Annotated in this window: 18 protein-coding genes; 12 read left to right on the forward strand and 6 right to left on the reverse strand. The window is 60.1% G+C overall.

Annotation, left to right across the window (positions count from 1 at the left end; translation table 11 throughout):
• The first annotated feature begins 135 nt into the window (after positions 1–135).
• From FHW37_RS25960 to FHW37_RS25980, 5 genes are all read left to right on the forward strand, one after another.
• Positions 136–966 (forward strand): alpha/beta fold hydrolase, encoded by an 831-nt coding sequence (locus FHW37_RS25960; protein ID WP_145641667.1) that lies wholly within the window; start codon positions 136–138, stop codon positions 964–966.
• A 25-nt stretch (positions 967–991) separates the two neighbouring features.
• Positions 992–1,711 carry a hypothetical protein gene (locus tag FHW37_RS25965; RefSeq protein WP_145641670.1) on the forward strand — a complete coding sequence of 240 codons (720 nt, stop codon included), beginning with the start codon at positions 992–994 and terminating at the stop codon, positions 1,709–1,711.
• Positions 1,712–1,862: 151 nt separating this feature from the next.
• Complete coding sequence (locus FHW37_RS25970; protein WP_145641672.1) at positions 1,863–2,888, forward strand: alcohol dehydrogenase catalytic domain-containing protein; 1,026 nt, start codon at positions 1,863–1,865, stop codon at positions 2,886–2,888.
• Between the two features lie 153 nt (positions 2,889–3,041).
• Positions 3,042–3,326 carry a hypothetical protein gene (locus FHW37_RS25975; protein WP_145641674.1) on the forward strand — a complete coding sequence of 95 codons (285 nt, stop codon included), beginning with the start codon at positions 3,042–3,044 and terminating at the stop codon, positions 3,324–3,326.
• 267 nt (positions 3,327–3,593) lie between these two features.
• Complete coding sequence (locus tag FHW37_RS25980) at positions 3,594–5,075, forward strand: ATP-binding protein (protein WP_186458394.1); 1,482 nt, start codon at positions 3,594–3,596, stop codon at positions 5,073–5,075.
• On the opposite strand, the gene FHW37_RS25985 is transcribed toward FHW37_RS25980, so the two are convergent.
• On the reverse strand, positions 5,072–5,719 hold the full coding sequence (locus FHW37_RS25985) for a response regulator transcription factor (RefSeq protein ID WP_246690913.1): 648 nt from the start codon (positions 5,717–5,719) through the stop codon (positions 5,072–5,074). The genes FHW37_RS25980 and FHW37_RS25985 overlap by 4 nt on opposite strands.
• Positions 5,720–5,863: 144 nt before the next feature.
• Entirely contained in the window at positions 5,864–6,172 is a 309-nt protein-coding gene (locus FHW37_RS34685) for a response regulator (RefSeq protein ID WP_145641680.1), read from the reverse strand.
• 425 nt (positions 6,173–6,597) lie between these two features.
• Between FHW37_RS34685 and FHW37_RS25995 the strand changes: the two genes are divergently transcribed.
• Positions 6,598–7,179, forward strand: a complete 582-nt coding sequence (locus tag FHW37_RS25995; protein ID WP_145641681.1) for a redoxin domain-containing protein — start codon at positions 6,598–6,600, stop codon at positions 7,177–7,179.
• Positions 7,180–7,197: 18 nt separating this feature from the next.
• Positions 7,198–9,939: an ATP-binding protein gene (locus tag FHW37_RS26000; RefSeq protein ID WP_145641683.1), complete on the forward strand. Its 2,742-nt coding sequence runs from the start codon at positions 7,198–7,200 to the stop codon at positions 9,937–9,939.
• Between the two features lie 11 nt (positions 9,940–9,950).
• On the opposite strand, the gene FHW37_RS26005 is transcribed toward FHW37_RS26000, so the two are convergent.
• Positions 9,951–10,466: a Dps family protein gene (locus FHW37_RS26005; protein WP_145641685.1), complete on the reverse strand. Its 516-nt coding sequence runs from the start codon at positions 10,464–10,466 to the stop codon at positions 9,951–9,953.
• Between the two features lie 402 nt (positions 10,467–10,868).
• On the opposite strand from FHW37_RS26005, the gene FHW37_RS26010 reads away from it, so the two are divergent.
• The 4 genes from FHW37_RS26010 to FHW37_RS26025 all read left to right on the forward strand — a co-directional run bounded on the left by FHW37_RS26010 (position 10,869) and on the right by FHW37_RS26025 (position 18,216).
• On the forward strand, positions 10,869–13,232 hold the full coding sequence (locus FHW37_RS26010) for a PAS domain-containing sensor histidine kinase (RefSeq protein WP_145641686.1): 2,364 nt from the start codon (positions 10,869–10,871) through the stop codon (positions 13,230–13,232).
• Between the two features lie 143 nt (positions 13,233–13,375).
• On the forward strand, positions 13,376–15,661 hold the full coding sequence (locus FHW37_RS26015) for an FdhF/YdeP family oxidoreductase (protein WP_145641893.1): 2,286 nt from the start codon (positions 13,376–13,378) through the stop codon (positions 15,659–15,661).
• Positions 15,662–15,708: 47 nt separating this feature from the next.
• Positions 15,709–16,575, forward strand: coding sequence for an alpha/beta hydrolase (locus tag FHW37_RS26020; protein ID WP_145641688.1), 867 nt, complete (start codon positions 15,709–15,711; stop codon positions 16,573–16,575).
• Positions 16,576–16,704: 129 nt separating this feature from the next.
• Complete coding sequence (locus tag FHW37_RS26025) at positions 16,705–18,216, forward strand: mechanosensitive ion channel family protein (protein WP_145641690.1); 1,512 nt, start codon at positions 16,705–16,707, stop codon at positions 18,214–18,216.
• A gap of 36 nt (positions 18,217–18,252) precedes the next feature.
• On the opposite strand, the gene FHW37_RS26030 is transcribed toward FHW37_RS26025, so the two are convergent.
• On the reverse strand, positions 18,253–19,626 hold the full coding sequence (locus tag FHW37_RS26030) for a dihydrolipoyl dehydrogenase family protein (protein ID WP_145641692.1): 1,374 nt from the start codon (positions 19,624–19,626) through the stop codon (positions 18,253–18,255).
• A gap of 125 nt (positions 19,627–19,751) precedes the next feature.
• Positions 19,752–20,837 carry a sensor histidine kinase gene (locus FHW37_RS26035; protein ID WP_145641694.1) on the reverse strand — a complete coding sequence of 362 codons (1,086 nt, stop codon included), beginning with the start codon at positions 20,835–20,837 and terminating at the stop codon, positions 19,752–19,754.
• Between the two features lie 197 nt (positions 20,838–21,034).
• Between FHW37_RS26035 and FHW37_RS26040 the strand changes: the two genes are divergently transcribed.
• Positions 21,035–22,258 carry a hypothetical protein gene (locus tag FHW37_RS26040; RefSeq protein WP_186458395.1) on the forward strand — a complete coding sequence of 408 codons (1,224 nt, stop codon included), beginning with the start codon at positions 21,035–21,037 and terminating at the stop codon, positions 22,256–22,258.
• A gap of 88 nt (positions 22,259–22,346) precedes the next feature.
• Here the strand turns inward: FHW37_RS26040 and moaA are convergent, their stop codons facing one another.
• Positions 22,347–23,366, reverse strand: a complete 1,020-nt coding sequence (moaA, locus tag FHW37_RS26045) for a GTP 3',8-cyclase MoaA (protein ID WP_246690914.1) — start codon at positions 23,364–23,366, stop codon at positions 22,347–22,349.
• Positions 23,367–23,381 lie beyond the last annotated feature (15 nt).

A 23,381-nucleotide genomic window follows, 5' to 3' on the forward strand; every position in this document is an offset into this window, starting at 1 on the left:
CTCCCCCAGGACGCCCTCCTCTCCTTCAGCCGAACGGCGCAACCGCAAGCCTGTCTCACCGGACAGCTGTTCTTGTTGTCTTGGCGCGGCTCGAACTTTCCGATCGCTAACCTAAAAAACCACCGAGGATCTGTCATGACCGCCACCCTTGAGACCGCCGTAACTGAATATGTGGATGTGAAAGGAGTGCAGCTCGCCTATCGCCGGATCGGACATCGGTTTGCGCGGAAGCTGGTCCTTCTGCAGCATTTCACCGGAACGATGGACGCCTGGGATCCGGCCGTGGTGAACGCGCTTGCCGAAGTGGCCGAGGTCTTTGTGTTCGACAACGCCGGCGTCGGCTCCTCCGATGGTGTGACGCCGGATAGCGTCGAGGCAATGGCGGACTACGCAGAAGGCTTTATAGCGGCACTTGGCCTCGGTGAAGTCGATCTCCTCGGCTTCTCGCTTGGAGGCTTCCTCGCACAGGTGATGGCTGCGCGCAGGCGGGTGGCGATCGGGCGGATGGTCGTCGCCGGGAGTGCCCCCGCCGGCGGAGAGGAACACCTTCTCGAGGTGGCCGGCAAGGCATTCGGGCAGAACGCCCCTGACGTGCGCCTTCCGTTGTTCTTCACACCGTCCGCGAAAAGCCAGGCAGCGGGGAAGGCGTTCATCGAAAGGACACTGACCCGCTCGCACGATCGGGCTCCGGACAAGGGTGACGCCGTAAGCGATCCACAGGCCAAGGCGATCATCGAGTGGTGCGCGAGAATGGACCCGGATCATCTCTCACTCAAGTCGATACCCACCACCACGCTCATCGTGCATGGCAGCGACGACACGATGTTCCCCTCCGACAACGCCTACTCGATGTTCAAGAACATGCAGGACGCCACCCTGGTTCTTTACCCGGACGCAGGGCACGGCGCGCTCTTCCAACAGCCGGAAAGGTTCGTCACGCACGTGAAGACCTTCCTGGAACTCTAATTCACCCAACTCAGAGGATTATCAAATGAACGCGCTCGTCAGCAAGATCATCGACGCCCACGGCGGTCTCGAAAGATGGAAGAAATTCTCTCTCCTCAAGGCGCGGCTTACTCAGGGGGGAGCCTTGTGGACCCTCAAAGGACAGCCGACAACGCTTTCCGAAACCAGCGTGACCGTCGATCTCGTGAGAGAGTGGGCTTCGCACTCGCCATTCGGCCCCGAGGCAAAGGTATCGAGCTTCGAACCCGGCAGGGTCGCCCTCAGCAACGTCCAGGGCAAGGTTCTTGAAGAGCTGCGCGACCCACGTTCCTCATTCGCCGGGCATACGCTTGAGACGCCGTGGAACGAGCTTCAGCTTGCGTATTTCGCCGGCTGCGCCATGTGGACCTACTTGAACATGCCGTTTCTGCTCGGCCACAAGGGCGTCGTAACCGAGGAACTGCCGGATTGGCAGGAGAACGGCGAAACCTGGCACAGGCTCAGGATCACGTTCCCGGCCGACATCGTCAGCCACAGCGCCGTGCAGACTATCTATTTCGATGACGCGGGCTTGCTCAAGCGCCACGACTACGACGTCGAAATCGCCGGCGGCACTCCGGGAGCGCACTACATCGGCGGCTACACGGAAGTCCAGGGGATTATGATCCCGACGAACCGCCGCATCTTCCCGAGACAGCCGGACGGGCAGGCCATGTCGGAACCCCTCGTCGTCTCGATCGATCTTTTGGACATCGTGCTGACGTGAAGGACCAGGCCGTCTCAGCAAAATCGAAGCCGAGGCGGCCATCCGGCATCAGCTACCGCCTTCAGGCGGTACGCCCCAATCTTACAATAATCGGCACTGACTCCCTGCGACAAGGCAAAGAGCATATCGCCACAGGGCCACGGAGAGCGCGATGACCGACACGACAGAAACCTATCTAGCCGTTCAGGCCGTCTCGCCTGGCAAACTCGAATTTACCAGGAAGCCGATGCAGTCGCCTGCCCCCGGTCAGGTTCGCATCAAAATCGAGGCCTGCGGGGTGTGCCATTCAGACGCCGCGACCGTCGAGGGCGTTTTCCCGATCAGCTGGCCGCGGGTCCCGGGCCACGAGGTCGTCGGAAAAATCGAAAGCCTCGGCGAAGGCGTCGAGGGCTGGAGCATCGGCCAGAGGGTCGGCGTAGGCTTCCTGGCGGGCAGTTGCGGACATTGTTCCGAGTGCCGCTCCGGTCATTTGGTGAGCTGCAGGAACCAGGAGTTCACGGGCGTCCACCATGACGGCGGCTATGCCGAGTGGATGGTCGCAAAGGCCTCGGGACTGATGTCTGTTCCCGACGATCTCACGGACGTCGAAGCCGCTCCCCTCCTGTGCGCCGGGCTGACGACCTTCAGCGCGCTGAGGAATTCCGGAGCTAAGGCCGGCGACGTTGTTGCGGTCATCGGTATCGGCGGGCTCGGCCACCTCGCCGTTCAGTACGCACGCGGCATGGGGTTCGAGGTCGTGGCGATCGGGCGCGGTCCGGCCGTCGGTGAGCTGGCGACCAAACTGGGCGCTCACCACTACATCGACAGCGCCGCCGAATCGGTCGCGGACGCGCTTCAGCGGCTCGGCGGCGCGGACCTCGTCCTGGCTACCGCCTCTGGCGGCAAGGGCGTTTCGGACTCGATCAAGGGCCTCAAAGCTCGAGGAAAGACGATCGTCCTTGGAGCGACGGCAGAACCAATCGAACTCGCGTCTGGCGACCTCTTTTTCAAGGAGCGTTCGGTCGAGGGCGCGCTTACCGGCGACCCGGCGACCGGAGACACGACGCTTCGCTTCAGTTCGCTTTTCGGCATCTCTGCGATGATCGAGGAATTCCCGTTGGAGCGGGCGGTCGAAGCTTACGACAAGATGATGCACGGCAAGCCTCGCTTCCGCGTCGTCCTGACAATGGGCTCCTGAGCCCGCCAGGACGCGCCCATCCCGGTTCTCTCCCCGGGGTGGGCATCCTCAATTCCACTCTCGCGAGGCGAGATCGTAGGTATGAGATGTCCGACGTGCCGATGCGTTGCCGCGCCGGCCATCCCGGAGCGTCGATCCAGAACCGGAGCCGTCATGAGCAAGGACCTGACAATGCAAGAGGTGATCGCCGACAGCATGATAGCCCTTGTCAACGCGGCTGACGGCATGGATCAACAGTCCTTTGCCCACCTACTTGAAAACGTCGCCCTCAAGCTCGCGGCAAAAGGCGGGAAGTATAGCGCGGGAAGCGCCTCTGCCACATTTAAGCCCACCGGCCAGAAGGTAAGCATCTCGACAAGCGATTTCCCTGGCGAGGGCTTCTGGTCTTACCAAAACCAGGTCCATGTGGACGACCGCCCCCCTCTTACGAGCCCTTGACCTCCTCCCCCTTCGATACGAAATGCCCTTAGATGAGCGCGGACACACGTGGCTTCCCGCAAGGGCTCGCGCTGCCGTCTGTCGGCCTCGTTGCGGATCTTACCCTGTCTCTAGGGATAGGTTGGGCCAACCCACAGTACAATTGTTCCTATCCACCGGTCGTATATCGATTGCATGGGCACGCTTCTAGGACGCTGTCCCTGGTTTTACCTTGGATCGCTGATGCGGCTTTGCCCAGATCGATCCCGAAGCGAGCGCAGGTGGACGATGACGATACTGCGGTTTGACGATTTCGAAATGGACATTCCGGCCCGAAGCCTCAAGCGCTCTGGCTGCGACGTCCGCATTGGTTCCCGAGCGTTCGATCTGCTGGCCGCGTTGGCGTCAAGGCAGGGAGAGATCCTGTCGAAAGCGGAACTCATGGAGGTGGCCTGGCCCGAGACACACGTGGAAGAGAGTTCCCTGCGTGTGAACATCGTATCCCTTCGCAAAGCACTTGACGGCGGCAATCCCTACAGCATGGTTGAGAACGTCGCCGGGCGCGGCTACACTTTCACCGTTCCCGTCACCAGGCTGAGCGATCACCGAGCCGTCGGCTCGGCGTTAAGGGCGTCGCGGACGGAGAGCCTCCCAAACAGCTGCGCCCGCCTTGTCGGCCGCGAGAAGCTGATTGCGAAATGGGCGGACGAGATCGGCGCGGGTATCACGACCATCGTTGGACAGGGAGGGATAGGCAAGACCGCCGTGGCGCTCCGAATGGCCCGTCTCCTTCAAGAGGCCTATGACAGCGTTCTGTTCGTGGACATTGCGGATCAGGCAGCAAGGCCCTGTACTCCGATCGCTGAAGCCCTCATGGCAGGGTATCTGACGTCGGATATATTGCGAAAGGTCGTAGAGGGCTTTGGCGGGAAAACCGTTCTGCTGGTTCTCGACGGCTGCGATTGGTCCATCGATCGGGTGGCCTTGGTCGCCGAATCCGTTGCCGACAGACACCCGGATCTCACGATCCTTGCGACAAGCCGGGAACCTCTCGGGATCATCGGCGAAAACGTGCTTCATCTTCGGGGACTTGCCGTCCCTGAAGCCAGGCAACGCATCGATGATCTGGCGACGTTCAGCGCCGTCGAGCTGTTTGCTGAACGCGTCTCCATGGTCGCGGAGGAATATGCGATAGACGGCCCAAGAGGAATCGAACTCGCCGCCGAAGTTGTCCGCAAGACGGACGGCAACCCCTTGGCCATCGAGTTGGCCGCCTCTCGCGTCGCGGATCTCGGGCTTGAAAATCTCGTGATATCCCTCGATCGTCCTCTAAGAACACTACGTCGCGGAAACCGGACATCCCATCCACGCCAACAGACGTTGCGCGCGAACATCGACTGGAGCTACAACCTTCTCGACGGCAACATGCAGTCTTTGCTCGGCCTGCTCTCGGTGTTCGAGACCGAATTCACAAAAGACGCGGCGCGGGAACATTACGGTTTCGCGTTCGCACGGTCGGACTTCGAGGAAGCATTTGACGGCCTTGTCGTCAAATCGCTCATAGCAGGTCAACAGCGCGACGGGACCTACGCTATGCCGAGGCTGATACGCGAATACGCACTGGAAAAGCATGCCGAGGGCGCAACGGCAACTCTCTCGCCGTCACTGGAGATGGAGTTCGCCGCAAGAGACGATGAGCATCAGCGCTTTCCAATGTCCTTGTCCACGCGCGCAAGCATGCGCCCCTTTACGGCAAACAAGGCGGCTTAGCTATCTCCTTGAGCCGCAGGCTGGTCTTGCCCGAGAAGTTCGGCTTTCTTCACGAGGTCGGCCACAGATCGGACGCGCATCTTCTTCATCACGTTAGACCGGTGAAGTTTCACCGTGACCATGCTGATCCCCAGCTGGCCGGCGATTTGTTTGTTCATGTAACCGTTTACGACAGCATGCATCACCTCGACCTCCCTCGGGGTCAAGGTCTCCCTGAGCCGCTCGACGTCCGACCGGGTCTGAGATTGCGACCTGATCACTTGGTCTCGCTTGATCGCGCCGGTTACGGCGTCGATAAGGTCCTGGTCTCTGAACGGCTTGGTCAGAAAATCGATGGCTCCGGCTTTCATCGCCCTGACGGACATGGGAATGTCCCCGTGCCCCGTCACGACGATTATGGGCATACGGTTGCCAGCCTTCTGTAGATCGGATTGGAAATCCAGGCCGCTTGAACCGGAAAACCTGACGTCGAGCACTATGCAGCCGGGGGTGTCGAGATTGTCGGCTTCCAGCAAGGCCCGGGGCGAATCGTACGCGATCGCTTCGAGATCGATCGACTGGAACAGATCGAGAAGGGCTACGCGCACCGAACTGTCGTCATCGACAATGCGGATAAGCGGCTGTGATGACGACTTCTCTTGCACCGGGCGATCCTCTATCCTCGACGGCCCCAGCCGGAATAGATCTTGTCAGAGCCCGCGCCGTCCAGACAGAGATTTAGCCCGGGAAAACTAACGTTGCAATTCGCCAAACGGCTTTGAAGTGTGGGAAACTGCCGATGCGATAGTTCACCCCCGCGCGCCAAGCATTCGCTGCGACCGAGAGCCTCGCCGGCTCGCCGAATGGACCACTTCGAGGAACCGCTCCGGCAAGAACGGCTTCTCCACGAAAGCGAACGCTCCATACGCTGTAGCCTCAACTGCGGTCGACACCCCTGCTCTTGCTGACATGAGCACTACCGGGGTGTCGATCCCTCTCAGGCGAAGGAGGCGAAGAAGTTCGACCCCGCTTGTACCGGGCATTTCCATGTCACTAACGATGCAATCGCTGTCCCAGATGGATGAGGAGCTCAGAAAGACGTCTGCAGTGCCGAACACTTTGGTAGATTATCCACTGCTCTTCAGGAGGTCGTCGATTGCGGATCGGACGCTGGGATCATCGTCGATCACCGATATTGCGGGGAATGTCTCCAACGGGGCATGCCTTTTTTGCGTATGTTCCCGCAGCGCGGTGACGGCGGGCGTATTGTCGAGCATGAACGCTATTCTCGGCGTACAAGTTCCCCGCGACTACGGCGCACAACGGCGACTTGGATCACACTGTCCGCTTCAAAAACCCAAACTTAACAACATTTCACATGCGTTAACTCACGTTTTCGGTGAAGCTTCAGCATGGCCCTCAGCTCGCTGACGACCTTTCCATCCGAGCGTTCAACTCTGATGGTGTTTGTATGGAATGTGATGCAGCCGCCTTTGCGGTCAGCGGGACGGATTCCGTGCTTAGTATGTCGGGATAGGGAGCAATGACGAAAGCAAACCTGGCAGCCATTCCAGAATACGACGGGATTGCCGACTTGCCCGCAGAGCATGCAAGCGCCGTGAAACCGGATTGCCTTATTGGAGCAGGCGTCCCGGTTGGCGAGTATGCACCTGCGTTTGTGTTGCCGCGCGGCGATAAGGGAAGTTTCGGTTTTGCCCAACTTCTCGGAGCGCCTTTCGTCCTTCATTTCTATTCCGGATCAGAACACTCGTGGCTACAGCAGTCAGCTTGCCTCAACGCCATTGCTCCGACACTCGAGGTACTCGGCGTGGGTCTCGTCGGAATAATCTGCGCAGATCAATCGCGGGTACGCCATTTCGAAACCTTCCGGGCCGGCTATCCGGTATTGCTGGATTGGGAACCCAAGGCCCTCGTTTCCAGGATTTACGGTTTCAACCGCAACAAGGCTTCACCGGAGATGTCTGCGACATATCTCGTGGATCGTCGCGGTGTCATCAACTGGATTGCCTTCGATCAGGCCAATGGGCGCGGTGATTCGGTGATTATCCTGAACGCCGTTAGGTTACACCTCTCTCGCCCTTCACCCGTCGACACAAGCGACTGAGCCACGAGGTCATCTGGCATGTCGCATCTTCAATTCGACGACTACGAAATCGATACCGAACAACGGCGGCTGACCGAAAACGGACTGCCTTTGCGGCTCGGCGGTCGGGCGTTCGACATTCTTTCGGCTCTTGTCAGCAGGGCCGGAGACGTCGTGACCAAGGAAGAGTTGATCGCCCTTGTGTGGCCGACGACTATCGTGGACGAAGGTGCGCTCCGGGTCCACTTGGTAGCGCTCAGGAAGGCTTTCGGGGACCACGCGAGACATCTTATCGAGACAATACCCGGTCGAGGATATGTGTTTGCGGGTGACGTTCGTAAAATTTCGAGCGAGGAAGCCGTCCATAAGCCCGTTCCACGTATCGCCAATCACCCGGTAGGCAGCCTGCCACGCATGCCGAAGAGGCTGATCGGCAGAAGCGAGTACATTCGATCCACGCTCGAACTGCTCGACAAGAGCCGTCTTCTGACGCTCGCCGGCCCTGGGGGAATCGGGAAAACGGCGATCGCAGTTTCCTGCGCGAATGCGGTAGCGGAGAAAACGCGAGTCGTTTTCATAGATCTTGCTACCCTCATCGACGGTGAGGGTCTTCTGTCTACGTTAGCAACCGAACTTGGCCTCAGTACTTTTGGAGACGACGTCCTTCCGGGCATAGTCGTCGAGCTTTCGAAGAAACCCACGCTGCTGCTCTTGGACGGCTGCGAACGTATAGTTGATGCCGCCGCGAACTCTGCGGAGATCATCCTTCGTGAATCGCCGACGACCCAAATCCTCGCGACGACCCGGGAGCCTCTGAGGACCTCAATGGAAAAGGTCAGGCAGGTCGCGCCGCTTGAGCTGCCGCCTGAGGTGGAGGACGGCTCGGATATCAGCACCGTTCCGGCTATCGAACTATTCACTTCGCTTGCGGTTCTCGCCGGGGACAATCTCGATTTGTCCGGGAGACGCAACCTCCAGCTCGTAGCGGACATAGTTCGCAGCTTGGACGGGATACCGTTGGCTATCGAACTTGCCGCCGCGCGCCTTTTCGATATGGACTTGCCGTCCCTTCATAGCTCTGTCGCCGAGCCGATCTCCTTCCTGAGACGTGGCCGAAGAACTGCGCCGCCCCGCCAGCAGACAATGAGGGCGACATTGGACTGGAGCTACTCCACCCTGTCCGATGAGGAGAAAGAGCTCCTACTGCGGCTTTCGGTGTTTGCAGGGACGTTTTCCACGGATGCAGCACTCGCGATTTCGGGGAAACTAGACGATCCAGACACATTTCACGAAGCGTTCGATGGCCTTTTCCTCAAGTCGCTCTTGGCCGTCACCCAGCGAGGGGGAAGGTTTAAGCTGCTGCTGACAACGCGGGACTACGCCCGCGAAAAACTTGCCGAAACGCGCTTCTCCAGATCATGCAGGCTAACGCATGCTCGATATTGTCTTGGCCGTCTTCGTGCGGCTAACGAGCAATGGTATCAGATCGATCCGCCTACATGGCGCGCCGACAACGGAGAGATCGTAAACGATTTGCGTTGCGCTCTCCTTTGGGCTTTGGGCGAAGACGGCGACGAAGACCTTGGTCTGGCCCTTACAGCGATATCCGACACCGCCTGGGTCCAATTTGGTCTCATGTCGGAACAGCTGTCAGCATCCGAACGGGCCCTGAAGCTATTTGAGGCCAAAGGCATTTCCGATCCGGGCCTCGAGATGAAACTCCGCATGTCGTACGGCATCGCGCTGTATCACACGAAAACCTTCGATCGGAATGGAGATGTCATCGATCAGTACAACCGGGCCTTGGACCTCGCCGTAGAAGCGAGGGACATCACAATGTTGATGCGGATAATAGCCGGCGCAGCGGCGATTCATACGGCTAACGGTCACTATCAGAAGGCGATCGACCTTGTTCATCGTTTCAAGAAAGAATTCGACCAAATGCCTCCGCCGGCCAGAAGCCACTTCCTGAACCACAACTACCACTATATCGGCGACTTCGATAACGCGATGGAGCACGCGCGGATCACGCTCATTCCACCTAGAGAACTCCAGAAGCCCCCAGCTAATAGCTCAAGCTATTTCGACATTCGCATCAGCGCCTTTTGCGTGATCGTAAAGACGCTCTGGATACAGGGGCGATACTCCGCCGCGGAGACCACTCTCCACGAGGCTCTGGACGAGGTGATGGAGAAAGACCATGCCATCTCGACATGCCTATTTCTGGCAGCCTCGGCTTGCCCGACGGCTCTTGGTATCGGCAATGCTGTGCTTGGGGAACGGCTCGTCGGAATGCTCCGCGAAGCGTCGACCAGGAACTCGCTTTTGAGATGGAGGGCCTGGGGACAGGCCTACGAAGATGTTATCGCCGCGACAAGGGAGAACGACTCGGCTCTTTTTGACCGGACGGTGTCCCGTTTGGGGGGGACGCCTTTCGAGAACTGCCTCGTCATCGGCGGTCGTCTCGCCAGCGCGGAACTCCTGGAGCGCATCGTACCGGAAGGTACCTGGTGTGGTGCCGAAGTCCTTAGGCTGCGCGGGGAGCTTGCGATGCCGACTTCGCCGACAGACGGACGCGCGCTACTGCAAAGGGCTCACGATCTGGCCGTGAGACAGGCCGCTGGTACCTTTGCCCTGAGGTGCGCGACCAGCCTTTACCGACATTCCTCGCCCGATCGAAGAAGCGCCTCGAGAAGCGCGCTTCTCAAGGCCTTGGACGCGGTGGAGTATCGGCAGGACATCAGCGATGTAGCCGAGGCTGCATCGCTCCTCTCGCCGTGATCCCACAAAGATCAGCTTTTGCGGTTCGATTCGAACAGGAACCAGACGCGGCCTTCGGCTTCGTCCACCCAGCCCTCGAGGAGGCTCGTCGTCGCGATGTCGCCATGCTCGGAGGTCAATTCGTGTACCTGCCTCATTATACCGATCAGCTGCTCATTGTCGCTCTTGAGTTCGGCGAGCATGTCCTCGGCGGTAACGAATTCAGCGTCGTTGTCGAGCAGTCGTTGAACGCGCGCGATATGGCCGATAGACCGCAGCGTCGTGCCGCCGACCTTCCTGGCACGCTCGGCGATCGCGTCCGTCATGCCGATCAACTGACCGGCTTGATCGTCCAGCATAAGGTGGAAGTCGCGGAAGTGCGGCCCGGAGAGATGCCAGTGAAAGTTCTTGGTCTTGAGATAAAGTACAAGAACGTCAGCGAGGAGCGCAGTAAGCGCTCCGGAGATATCGGTACGCGCGTTCTGGCCGAGGTCCGTCGGTGTTTTAAGGGGAGCTTTTCGAAGCGTCGATGCGACTGTCTGGTCCATGGAGGTCTCCTTGCGGTGCTGCCGGATTTGGATAGCGGTAGCGCCAGCCATCCGGGATCACTGAAGCCTGAAGGGCATTGGACATGAATTATTGGATAATCGCGCCGTTCTCTCCGAAGCGCGACCTGTCCCGCCCAGACCGAAAAATCCCCGCCGACATCTCCGACCGAAGCGCGCCCGCCCTCGGCGGAGAAGCGTCGACGAACGGGCTGGACGGGCGTTTCCCGATCGGTGTCACGGCGCGCGATACGGGCCGGCCGGCACTGAGCGAAACGGAAGCAAAAATGCTCTCCCGTCGGCCTCGGCGAGTCTTAATGCCTAGCGACAATGGACTGATAAGGAGATATTCATGCTCATGGGGACGGCCATTGGGACGGCCGGCTGTACGAGGGCCTGGGCGGCATGACTGAACCGATACGAAGACCTGTTTTCCTGATGTTGGCAACCGCGCTGGCCGCTCTGGTTTTCTGGATCGACAGCATCGCGGAATACGAATCGTCTGTCGCAATCCTGTACCTCGCGGCACTGGTGCTGGTTTCCGCTGTAGGCAGCGGCAAAGAGGTCACGCGGGCTGCCCAGGGCTGCGTGGCGCTGACCGTTCTGGCGTGGGTCGTCGTCCATCTCCATGATCCCAAGGCCGCGAGCATCTTGCGCTGCCTTTTCGCCTGTATCGCGATAGGCGTCACGGCGGCTCTTCTCGTCAGCAGAAAGCGGCTTGAGGCAACACAGCAGGACCTCGAACACAGTCGAGCCGAAGTCGACCTTTTTGCAAATTCGGTCCCTTATGTCCTCTGGCGCTCAAACCCTCGCGGGGAGATCGAATATCTCAACGCGAGTTGGACGGCCGTAACGGGATTGGATCGGCTCTCGGTTCTGGAAGGACAACGCTACAACGACGTTGTCCACCCTGACGACATCCCGATTCTCAACGAGACCGTGTCCGCCGCCGTCGCCAACAGGACCGTGACGAATCTCAAGGTCAGAATTCGCCAGGCGAATGGGTCCTATCGCTGGATGCAGATCTACGACAATCCGGCCTACTCGCCTCTCACGGACCAAGTGGAACGCTTCGGCGGACTTTCCGACGTCCACGACGAGGTTGTCGCCAAGCAAGAGCTTCAGGTGGTCCGGGACGAGCTGGAGACCAGCCGGACGGAACTGGTGAACTTCACGGACTCGGTCCCGCAGATTTTGTGGCGTGCAGACCACAGCGGCAAGATCGACTTTTTCAATCGTCGCTACACCGAAATCACCGGACGGGATGTCCAGGCCACGATCGGGCGACAAGACTATGCGGATGACATCCACCCAGAAGACCGGGAGAAATTCTCTAGGGTCTGGAAAGAGGCTATCTCAGACCGTTCGGAGGTACGCGCGACCTATCGACTGCGTCATGTGACCGGAGAATACCGATGGATGTCGCTGGTTGGCCGACCCGTTCAATTCGGTGAAAGCCCGGAAGAGATCAGGTATTACGGCGGCGTCTCGGATATCCATGACGAAGTGACCTCGCATCAGAAGGTCAAGGAACTCAACGAGACGCTCGAGCAGCGCGTGGCGGAGCGGACTTCAGAGCTCATGCTGACGGAGCAGAGGTATGCCGGGCTGTTCGACGTCAGCAACATGACCTTTGCCGAGATGGATTTCAGCAAAGCCGAAACAATGCTGGACGCGATCAAGGACAGCGGCGTGACGGACCTGCGGTCTTACATGGCCGCTCACCCCGACGAACTGGCCCGCACTCTCGGGGCGATCCGGACCACCAGGGTAAACGATGCTTTGGCGCGCCTGATGGGTTACGAGAATGTTGCCGACCTTGTCGCGAACCCGCCCGCCCAGAACGCCGAGGATGGTACGGAGGTTCTCCTTCGCCAGCTCGAGATGTACTATCACGGCGTCAATCATATCGACGGTCGTACAGTGCTCGTTGGCAAGGCGGGGCGGCGCATTCCTGTCTACTTCACTGTGACCAGGCTTTCCGACGGACTGCATCTATCAAGCCACCTCGACCTCTCGGAGCAGGAGCGCATCGAGCAGATGCGCCAGGCCGCCCAGGCGGAAATGGCTAGAGCGAACCGTATCGCGACTGTCGGGGCGTTCTCCGCCTCGATCGCTCATGAACTTAATCAGCCGATCACGTCCATGGTGTTCGACGCGCGGACCGGGACCCGGATGATCGCACGCGAAAACCCCGACATCGAAGGGGTCGACCGCATATTGCAGCGCATGGAGAAGAACGCGCAGCGCATATCGGGTATCGTCCAGCGAACACGTGAAAATCTCGTGGGGAGACGCCGGGCGGTTGGAACCATTGACCTTCATCGACTCGCTCTCGAGACACGCGACCTCATCGACCACGATCTGAAACGCGCGCATGTCGAATTGGAGGTGGTATGCGCGACAGCCGTTCCGGCGATCATGGGCGATCAGGTCGAGCTTCAGCAGGTTTTCGTCAACCTTGTGAACAACGCGATTGACGCCATGCGAGGTCAACAGGGAGTGCGGCGTGTCACGATTGAACTCGTCGCGAAAGACGGAGCGGTCGAGGTCAGGGTCAGCGATACCGGACCGGGTATCCCCGAGGAGTACATCCAGAAGCTCTTCGAGCCCTTTTTCACGACCAAGGCGACCGGTATCGGCATGGGTCTCGAGATATGCCGCTCCGCCGTGGCGGCCATGGGCGGACAGTTGACGGTCGCCAATCTTCCCGCGGGCGGTGCCTGCTTTGCGTTCGACCTTCCGTTCGCTGTCGCGCAAACCTCCTAGAGCGCGCCCGTGCGCGGCTCGGTGACGAGCGACGGCGGCGTTTTCTTACAATACCTCCTCGTGACGCTGGCCTTCTCTGATCGGACAATTGCGTGCGGCCGACCGCCGCGCGCATCCGGTTCAAGCGGCAAAGAGGATCGAGCATGCAGGAAGAGCGGCCAGAAGGTATTGAACGCTACGACGACCCAGCAGGCGGTTGGGGAGCCCTTCGGGCCGTCGCCAAGACCCTGGCCCATCAGCAGGTCGTCGCTCAGGGAGCCGCGACGCTCCTCAAGGCAAACCAGCCGGACGGTTTCGATTGCCCCGGCTGTGCATGGCCCGATCCCAAGCATACTTCCTCGTTCGAGTTCTGCGAGAACGGCGCGAAGGCCATCACGTGGGAATCAACCGCTCGACGGGTCGGCCCGGAGTTTTTCGAAAACAACACCGTCGACGAACTCTGGACCTGGACAGATCACAAGCTGGAAGACGCCGGAAGACTGACGACGCCGCTTTTCTACAATCGGAGCCGCGACCGCTACGAGGCCATCGAATGGGAAGAGGCGCTTCAAATCATCGCGTCCGAACTCAACAAGCTGCCCGATCCGAACATGGCCGAGTTCTATACCTCCGGCCGTGCCTCGAACGAAGCAGCTTTCATGTATCAACTCTTCGTTCGCGCCTTCGGCACCAACAACTTCCCGGACTGCTCGAACATGTGTCACGAAGCCACGAGCGTAGGCTTGCCAAAGTCGATCGGCGTGGGCAAGGGAACCGTCCTGCTTGAGGATTTCGATCACTGTGATGCGATCTTCTCGTTTGGCCACAATCCGGGCACCAACCACCCTCGCATGATGACGACGCTGCACGAAGCTTCACGGAGGGGCGTCCCGATCGTGGTCTTCAATCCTCTCAGGGAGCGCGCGCTGGAAAAGTTCGCCGCTCCGCAAAACCCGGTCGAAATGGTCACTCTGACCTCGACCCCAATTGCGTCCGCCTACCATCAGCTACGTATCGGCGGTGACATCGCCGTCCTCCGCGGACTGATGAAAATGGTGTTCGAGAAGGACACGGCCAGCATTCGACGGGGCGGAGAAGGCGTTCTCGACCGCTTGTTCATCGCCGAGCACACCGTCGGATTTAGGGAGTTGCGGCAGGATATCGAAGCTACGAGCTGGGAAAGCATCATCCAGGTTTCCGGGCTTACCCTGGAAGCATTCTCCAGCGCCGCGGACGTCTACATCAAGGCAAAAAACGTTATCGTCTGCTACGGTATGGGCGTCACCCAACACGAGAACGGAACCGCAAACGTACAGCAACTCGCGAACTTCTTGATGCTTCGCGGGAACATGGGACGGAAAGGCGCAGGGATCTGCCCGCTTCGCGGTCATTCGAACGTGCAGGGTGACCGTACCGTCGGCATCACGGAAATTCCGAACGCGGCATTGCTGGACGGCATGGAGAGAGCGTTCGGTTTTCGGCCGTCGGGCGAGAAAGGCCACAACGCGATCGAAACAATCGCGGCGATAGCTGAAGGCAGATCCAAGGCTCTCGTCTGCCTTGGCGGAAACCTCGCCGTCGCGATGTCGGACCCAGATGCCACGTTCCAAGCGATGCGTAAGCTGGATCTGGCCGTTCATATAGCGACAAAGCTCAATCGCTCTCACCTCCTGCTGGCCAAGACGTCGATCATTCTGCCCTGTCTCGGACGAACTGACCTCGACACCCAGGCGTCGGGACCACAGTCGGTAACCGTCGAGGATTCAATGTCCATGGTCCACGCGTCCCGCGGGTTTCTGAACCCGCCAAGTCCCCTGCTCCGCTCTGAACCTGCGATCATCGCGGGGATCGCCAAGGCCACGCTCGGGTCGCGTCACGGGATCGACTGGGACGGGCTTATCGGCAACTACGATCGTATCCGCGACAAGATCGAGATCGTGTTCCCGGACTTTCACGAATTCAACAGGCGTGTCCGCGTAAAGGGTGGCTTCCGTCTCGACGTCCCCGCGTCTTACCGGATGTGGAAGACGGAAAGCGGAAAGGCGGCTTTCCTGCTACCGCCCAGCCTTGATGGCGATCACCTGCTCCGTGATCGCGATGCGCTTATGCTGACGACCATCCGTAGCCACGACCAGTACAATACCACCGTCTACGGGCTCGATGACCGCTATCGCGGCGTTTTTGGCAGAAGGGACGTCGTTTTCATGAACAAGACAGACCTCGCCGACCGAGGACTACGTGACGGCGACCTCATCGACCTGACCACCATCCTTTCGACCGAACCTCGAAAGGCGAGCAAGTTCACCGTGGTCGAGTACAACATCCCCAAGGGATCGGTGGCTGGCTATTACCCGGAACTCAACGTGGTCATCACGCTCGAACGCTACGACCGTCTATCGGGAACGCCGTCATACAAGAGCGTTCCGGTGATCGTTTCCGCAGCCGCGTGACCGCCTTGACGACCGCGAGCGCCCAACCTGCCGATGAGGAGAAAGCCATGCGAGTACTCGCCGATCTTGAATACAGCGATCTTCTCATGCTCGATGCGTACGTTCCGGACGCCCCCCTTGGGGCGATCCTATTGCTGCATGGCGGATGGCTTGAGGGCGACAAGAACGGAGAGGCGGTCCTCGCGGAGCGCCTATGCAAATCGGGATTTCTCGTGCTCTCGGCGAATTACCGCCTGGATCGAACTGGCCCGAACGGTCGGGCGCTGACCGACGCGGTCGCCGCGCTCCGGTGGCTCCGTGGGTCTGATTTCGACTTCGATCGGGCTCGTATCGCGGTGCTAGGCATAGGCACTGGTGGTACGGTCGCGATCGAGGTCGGTTTGCAGCAAGGCGTTCCTGTCGTCGCCTGGTCACCGCTGATCGACTTCAAGGGGTTCATGGATAGCTCCGCGACGCTCGGGGACAGCGATCATCTGCGTGACTACCATGGAGTTAGTTGGGATATGATCAAAGATGCGGGTGAGCAGGTCCCGTTCCTCCGCGGCGTCATTTTGGCGATGGTTGCCAACAACCTCAGCCTCCTCGCCTCGACCAGCCCTTTGAGCAGGGTCACCCCGAAGGCTGCTCCGGCGCTGCTTTTCAATTCAACGAATGAAATCATCCCTGCCCGCGGCGCTTCCTTGATGCAGGAAGCGATGACTGACAGCGGCGTGCCATGCAAAATCAGCTTTCTCGAAGGATCAAGGCACGGTTCGGAGTACCTGCTGTCCGCGCTGCCTTCCACGATCCAGTTTTTCCGCGAGTCTTTCTCACACGATCACCTCGCCGCAACACAGGACACGAAAGGCACCGCGAAACCGCAGCCGGGCAACATTGAGACGGCGGTTTCGGTCGGTCTGCAGCCCTCGGTCTGAGGTTCCCGTCACCCGGCGCATGGTCTTGGCTGGCGGTAATCGAGCGCCGCGGGAGCGATTTGAGACAATCCTCCTCCCAAAGCTCCGTGCATCCTTCCCTGGCCACCAAACTCGCCGATGAAGTATGTCATGATCGATCAAGTACTTTCGAATCCAGCATTGCAGTTCTCCATTCTGGTCTTGGTGACCGTGGGGGTGCGCGTCGTCCTCGGACGGAATCCGACGATCAGGTTCATTGTGAGCGTGTGTTTCTTCGCTCTCCTGACCGCCACTCTGCTGTCGCACGACATCGCGCCCTACTCTCCCGATCTCGGCGACAACGTGTTGTCGCGGAGGATAACCACCGGGTTTCTCAAAGCCGTGTGGTGGATCGGTGCAGCGGTGGTACTGGTAAGTGCGGTCCGGCTGTTTCTTATTTTCGAGAACAAGCCTCGGGAAGGTCGGCTTGCCCAAGATCTGGTCATTGGGGTCATCTATCTCGGAGCAGGCCTGGCTTTGATCGCAAATGTCTTCAGCCTGCCTGTCGGCACGCTGATCGCGACGTCCGGTGCCTTCGCGATCGTTTTGGGTCTCGCGTTGCAGAGCACTCTCAATGACGTCTTTTCCGGCATCGCGCTGAACCTTGGCCGCCCTTACGCCGTCGGCGATTGGATAGTTTTGGAGGGAGGTTTCCAGGGACGCGTGGTGGAGACCAACTGGAGATCGACTCACTTGATAAACGGCACTGATGACCTTGTCGTCCTGCCAAACAGCACCCTGGCAAAAGCGCGCCTCGTCAACCTGACGCGGCCGGAAGAGACGCATGGCGTCTCGATAACGGTCCGGTTCCTTCCCACCCGTACTCCAGCCGCGATCGAGGAGACGATGCGGACGGTCCTGCTGAGCAGCTTTGCCATTCTCAAGACGCCGCCACCCTCGGCGCTGGTCGTCGGGATCGACAGTCACGCCGTCGAAATCGAGCTGACCTTTCGCGTTCGCGGGTTTTCCGCCGCCGGAGCGGCAAAAAGCGAGCTTTATGATCTGATCTACCGCCACGCGAGGGCCAACGGACTGAAACTGGCCGCACCACGTGACGTCACGGTCCAGCATTCCGAGGCTTCGGTGGAGGCGCAGTCCGTCAAGCATCCCGGAACCCCTTGGCGGTTGCTGGAGTCGATACCGCTTTTCGCCACGCTGACAGACGACGAGAAAGACGCGCTAGCGTCGAGTATGACACGCCATACCTACCAGAAAGGCTCGGTCATCACCTCGCAGGGGAGCAAACTTTCCTCCCTGATGATCATGAGAACCGGCGTCGCGGCGCTGCAGCGGCTGGAGAACGGACACATGGTCGAGCTTGCACGTCTGTCGCCGGGCGACCTTTTCGGTGAAAGGGGGGTTTTGGTCGATGCTGCGGAGGCGGCAGACACGACTGCCCTGACTTTTGTGGTGATCTACGAGATAACCAAGGAAGATCTCGCCGCTGTCATGCGTGACCGTCCGGCTCTCGCGGAGGAGCTCGGCACCCTACTTTCACGGCGGATGGAGGACGAGGAGCATCTCTCTAACGCCAGCTCCCTATCGCATGGCACGCATCCCGACACACTGGCTACGCGGATAAGACGGCTCTTCGGTATTCCGCAGGAAACGGACCTACCGTAGCGGCCGCCGAAACGCCGGCGGCCGCGGACATCCCCGTTATTTCACGTTTGCGAAAAGCATGTTCAGTCCCTCCGAAATGGTCGGATGGGCGAAGATTCCGTCTCTCAGCACCGTAAACGGCAGATCGCCCAGCATCGCCATCTGCACGACGCTCATGACCTCGCCAGCGTTGACGCCCAGCATCCCGAAGCCGATGATACGATCGGTGTCCTTTGCCACGAGCGCCTTCATGAAGCCCTTTCGCTGCGAAAGGGTGCGCGCCCTCGGGACGACGTCCATCGGCAGCCGGGCCACCCGATATTCGAGGTTTCTGGAACGCGCTTCGCTTTCGTTTAGACCCACCCTCGCGAATTCGGGGTCGATGAACACGCAGTACGGAATCATCCGTCCGTCCGTCGTTCTGTGGCCACCCTTGAGTTGACCTGAGACAACGCGATAGTCGTCGAGGGATGCGTGGGTGAACATCGGCGTACCCGCGACCTCGCCCATTGCCCAGACGTCCTGCGCCGAGGTCCTGAGAAGGTTATCCACCTTCACGAACCCTCGCCCATCGAGCTCCACTCCAGCCAGATCGAGGCCAATCCCCCCGGTCCGCGGACGACGGCCCGCGGCGACCAGCAGATGGGACCCTTCGAAAGCCCGGCCGTCGGCGGTTGTGATGCGCACCGACTGTCCGGACTTTCCGGCCACCGTCGTTCCAGCGCAGTTGAGAGCCACATTGACGCCTTCGTCCTGAAGGACTCCCAGCAAGGCGGCGCTGACGTCTTCGTCCTCTCTCGGAGCGAGGCGAGCGCCCGTCTCTATGATGGTAACTTCCGCGCCGAGCCGCCGGAATGCCTGGCCGAGCTCCATGCCGATATAGCCGCCGCCGAGAACGAGCAGGTGCGTGGGCATGTCGCCAAGCTGGAGGGCTTCGACGTGGGTGATGGGGTCCGCGGCCGCCAGTCCGGGGACATCCGGTACGGCGGCAGTGGTGCCAAGGTTTATGAACACCTTGTCGCCCGTCAGTGTCCTGACGCCGTTTCCGGTTTCCACGGCTATCGTCTTGGGCGAGACGAACCGCCCCCAGCCGATGACGAGCTCGAAGCCGCTGGCGTCGAACCCTGTCTGATTGAAGGCGACCATTTCAGCCACGACGCTGGCCGTCCGGTTACGGACGAGATCGAGGCTGGTCCGGATGTTATCGGCATGTGTGCCGAACTCGGAGGCTCTGCGGGTAGCGTGTGCCACTTCCGCGCTCCTGATCAGCGCCTTGCTCGGGATGCAGGCGATATTGATGCATGACCCGCCGATGAGACCCGCCTCGATCACGGCGACGCGCTTGCCTGCCTTGGCCTGCTCTATCGCGAGGGTCTTGCCCGCCTTGCCGCCTCCGAACACGAGGATGTCGAAGGTTTCCACTTGAGCCATTGTCGTTTCTCCTTGGGGATTGATCTCCCCTCGGAGAAAAGCAGCTGTCGATAACGGGCGATTGTAAAATCGAGCCTCTCGCCGGACTTCCGCGGGCGGCTTCCGTCACGCTTACCCCGCCGCGGTCAGTCGATCGGGAACACCAGGGAGAAGTTGAGGCCCGATCGCGTCACGGCGTGATCCATCGTTCCGCGCAACTGGCTCTCCACGATCATCCGCATCAACTTCGAGCCCTGGCTCGCAGTTGCGTCGCAATCGACTTCGGGTCCGTCGACCTCTGTCCACCAAAGGCCGATCTCCCCATCGCGACGGGTCCACTGTATTTGAACCTTTCCCGATCCGATGGAGAGCGAGCCATGCTTGAGCGCGTTGGTGGCCAGCTCGTTCGCCACAAGACCCAACGCCACGGCGATCGTGGAGCTGATCTCTATCTCGGGGCCATCTGCCAGTATCCGCGGTTTGTCCGGATCGTGATATGGAGACAGGACACCCGCGATAAGCTCCCGCAGCGGAATACCGGGATTATCCCTGCCTTCGTTGTCGAGGAAGTCGTGCACCTCCGCCAATGTCCTTAGGCGTTGCGCGAATTCCTTCGATTGTTCCCTTGGCAGGGAGAGGTTGGCGAGACCGATCGCGGAAGCGTAGACGTTCTTGAGGCGGTGCCGTACTTCGTCGCGCTCAAGCCTCAAAAGCGCACTTGCCTGGATCTGCTCCCCGAGATCGATGCAGCGTGAGATCGCGGCCGAGGCCGCACGCGCAAGCGTCTGCGCAGCGACGATCTCCCCGAGAGTATCGGGCAACGTATCCTCGGAAGAGAATTCGAAAACCTCCTCGATCGGTGAGTGGAGCGATCTTGATAGGCTCTGGACGCTCCCGGAGAATCTCGACAGGGCGCAGTCCTCCGGACGAACATCTTCCCCGATGGCGCTCACGGAGATCAACTTTGCGGCGGGATCGGGTAGATACGTAAGGGCTGTCGTGATCCGCGAGGGCTGTTGTACGTCCGCGATCATCCCGGCTTCCGATTGGAGAAGCGCGATGGCTTCGGCCGAAAGGATGCGCCGCGCTGCATTACGGGCGATTTCGGAAATCTGGTCGCTGTCGTTGGAAGCCGCGATCTGTGTCAGCGCTTCGACGAGGATGGGATAGGGCTGAGGCATGTTCGACACCAAATTTCCGCGGGTCGCCGCATGGGCTGTTGATAGCATCATGGCTATGCCCTCGTTTCAGTGCGGAATAGGACGATTCTGCCTTCGGGGAAGTGTTGATACTTGAGCGAGATCGAATGCAGCGGTTCCGTTCCCCTCAAGCGCGGACTGTCTCGCTCTTCCCGCGACCCGATCCTTCAATATGGGCAGCAGCTCTCAGCGTATGCGAGGGCATGTAGACCCAGATGACAGGATACGACATGTCCACAACCACATCCCGAACCCTTAGGACGCTCGGCGCGCTTGAGCATCTATTTGCTGCCTATGGCGAAGACGGTACGATGAACTTCACGATCGCCGCTCGCGTTTCCGGCACGTTGTCGGAAACGGCCGTCGTCGCCGCGCTCGCCAAGGTGCAGGAACGGCACGTCCTCCTCGGTGTTTCGCTGGGGTGGAGCGAGGATGGCTCGCATTGCTTCGTTGTTTCGGAGCGCCCGATATCCCTCACGGCAGTAGCGGCATCGGCGACCACTTGGGAGCGGATCGCCGAACGCGAGATGAACAGGCCACTCGTATCGGCCGACGCTCCGCTTGTCCGCGCCGCGATGGTTGCCGGGTTCGGTTCGACGACACTATTCCTCACGTTCAATCATGCCATCGCCGACGGCATGGCCGCCGTCTTCGTAATGCGCCAACTGCTGACTGCCCTGAGCGGAGCGGAGCTTTCGGCCCCGGCCGCTGACGCGAAGCTCGAGGACAGGATAGGGTTGGAGGTGCCGCCCTTCTTCAGCAATTCGGCTGCTTCCTGCGGGGCTGCCGCCCTCGACGCTGACCCGCTCCATACCTCTACACTTCGAACGACGGTCGATTCCTTGGAAATCGCCGCGGACTGCCTGGTGAAGCTCCGCCAGACCGCGAAGTCCCGTGACACGACGATAAACTCCATGATCACGGCCGCACTCGGGCGATCACTTGTCTCACTGAATGAACGATGGTCGGAAGAGGCCGTGCGGGTAATGTCCCCGATTGACCTCAGATCAGAGTTCGAAATTCCCGAGCACGTCGGCCTGTCGCTGTCGATCGCGATTACTCCGTTCGAGAGGGGTGGGACGGAGTACTGGGACGATGTGAGCCGGGTGCATCAGCAGATCGCCAAATTTCGCCAAAGGAAGATGGCCCTCTGGATGGTCGGGGATATCGCGAAGCGCTGTGTTGACGATCCGAGCTACGAAGCGACAAGGCAGCGCGTGCTCGAACACGGACCATTTGACAGCGTGATGACGAATTTCGGGGTTTTGCAGATGCCGACCAGCTTTGGCGACCTCGTCGTCGAGAAAATGTGGGCTCCGGCTCTTCGCTCGATACCGGGTCAGGACGTCGTGGCGGCGGCGACGTTCGACGGTGGCCTCAGCCTCGTGCACACCCGCGTGGCGGGAACCGAGGGACTGCTCGCGCGAATGGCCGAAATCCTCCACACCGAATAATCGCCGCGTTCACCGCCCGGCATCTAGTATGTCCCGGGCGGCTCGTGTCCGGGGGAGATTTGCCGAGCCCGGCGATCCTGTTGGGTGGTCAGCCCCCGGTCACGCTCATATGTCGGCGGACGGCGGGCTTCTCTCCCCTACCGATCACAAAGTCATGTCCCCTTGGTTTACGGGCGATTCCACCGTCGATCGCCCGCCCGAGCTCGACATCGTCGGCACCAGACCTCAAAACCTCCCGGAGATCGACCGCGTCGTCCTGCCCGAGACACATGTAGAGCGTTCCAGTGCAGGTAAGGCGGACGCGATTGCAGCTTTCGCAGAAGTTATGGCTCATGGGCGTGATGAAGCCAAGCCTGCCACCCGTTTCCGCCACCTCGACATATCTCGCGGGCCCTGAAGTCCGGTAGTCCAGAGGCCTCATCGTGAAATGGTCGGCAAGGGTTCGGCGCACCTCCGAAAGCGGGAGGTAAACGTTGGTCCTGTCTTCGCCGACATCTCCCATCGGCATCGTCTCGATCACCGTGACGTCCATGCCGTAGAGGTGGCCGAAACGGATGATATCGGGTATCTCGTGCTCGTTGACGCCACGCATCGCCACGACGTTCAGCTTGATTTTCAGCCCGGCGGCAAGCGCTGCCTGAATTCCCTCCAGCACCCTTGCGAGCTCCCCTCGCTTCGTTATCTTGCGGAACTGGTCGGCCTGCAGCGAGTCGAGCGACACGTTGAGCCTTCGAACGCCGGCGTCCGCCAGTTGCACCGCGTGCTGTGCGAGTTGCGAGCCGTTAGTCGTCAACGTCAGCTCGTCGAGGCCCGATCCGATCTTTCGGCCAAGCGACCGGACGAGATCCATCATTCCCTTGCGCACCAGAGGCTCGCCGCCAGTCAGCCGCAGCTTTCGCACCCCTTTGGCGATAAAGACAGAGCAAAGCTTTTCGAGTTCCCCGAGGGTGAGGAGCTCGTCCCTCGGCAGGAAGGACATGCTTTCCGACATGCAATAGGAGCAGCGGAAATCGCACCGATCTGTTACCGAAACACGCAAATAGCTGACGCGACGGCCGAAGCCGTCCGTCATCCGGTCCATCGTCGGTAGTTCCATATGACGTCCCATCAGTCTCGTTCGCCG

It is taken from the genome of Neorhizobium alkalisoli (assembly GCF_007829835.1).
Lineage (GTDB): Bacteria > Pseudomonadota > Alphaproteobacteria > Rhizobiales > Rhizobiaceae > Neorhizobium.

What these genes read in the sequence shown, in the direction of transcription:
- FHW37_RS25970 (WP_145641672.1), top strand. Translation starts at nt 1,863, where the DNA reads ATGACCGACACGACAGAAACCTATCTAGCCGTTCAGGCCGTCTCGCCT.
- FHW37_RS26040 (WP_186458395.1), top strand. Translation starts at nt 21,035, where the DNA reads ATGTCCACAACCACATCCCGAACCCTTAGGACGCTCGGCGCGCTTGAG.
- moaA (WP_246690914.1), bottom strand. Translation starts at nt 23,366, where the DNA reads ATGGGACGTCATATGGAACTACCGACGATGGACCGGATGACGGACGGC.
- FHW37_RS26005 (WP_145641685.1), bottom strand. Translation starts at nt 10,466, where the DNA reads ATGGACCAGACAGTCGCATCGACGCTTCGAAAAGCTCCCCTTAAAACA.
- FHW37_RS26015 (WP_145641893.1), top strand. Translation starts at nt 13,376, where the DNA reads ATGCAGGAAGAGCGGCCAGAAGGTATTGAACGCTACGACGACCCAGCA.
- FHW37_RS25960 (WP_145641667.1), top strand. Translation starts at nt 136, where the DNA reads ATGACCGCCACCCTTGAGACCGCCGTAACTGAATATGTGGATGTGAAA.
- FHW37_RS26020 (WP_145641688.1), top strand. Translation starts at nt 15,709, where the DNA reads ATGCGAGTACTCGCCGATCTTGAATACAGCGATCTTCTCATGCTCGAT.
- FHW37_RS26025 (WP_145641690.1), top strand. Translation starts at nt 16,705, where the DNA reads ATGATCGATCAAGTACTTTCGAATCCAGCATTGCAGTTCTCCATTCTG.
- FHW37_RS26030 (WP_145641692.1), bottom strand. Translation starts at nt 19,626, where the DNA reads ATGGCTCAAGTGGAAACCTTCGACATCCTCGTGTTCGGAGGCGGCAAG.
- FHW37_RS25965 (WP_145641670.1), top strand. Translation starts at nt 992, where the DNA reads ATGAACGCGCTCGTCAGCAAGATCATCGACGCCCACGGCGGTCTCGAA.
- FHW37_RS25975 (WP_145641674.1), top strand. Translation starts at nt 3,042, where the DNA reads ATGAGCAAGGACCTGACAATGCAAGAGGTGATCGCCGACAGCATGATA.
- FHW37_RS25995 (WP_145641681.1), top strand. Translation starts at nt 6,598, where the DNA reads ATGACGAAAGCAAACCTGGCAGCCATTCCAGAATACGACGGGATTGCC.
- FHW37_RS26000 (WP_145641683.1), top strand. Translation starts at nt 7,198, where the DNA reads ATGTCGCATCTTCAATTCGACGACTACGAAATCGATACCGAACAACGG.
- FHW37_RS26010 (WP_145641686.1), top strand. Translation starts at nt 10,869, where the DNA reads ATGACTGAACCGATACGAAGACCTGTTTTCCTGATGTTGGCAACCGCG.
- FHW37_RS26035 (WP_145641694.1), bottom strand. Translation starts at nt 20,837, where the DNA reads ATGATGCTATCAACAGCCCATGCGGCGACCCGCGGAAATTTGGTGTCG.
- FHW37_RS25980 (WP_186458394.1), top strand. Translation starts at nt 3,594, where the DNA reads ATGACGATACTGCGGTTTGACGATTTCGAAATGGACATTCCGGCCCGA.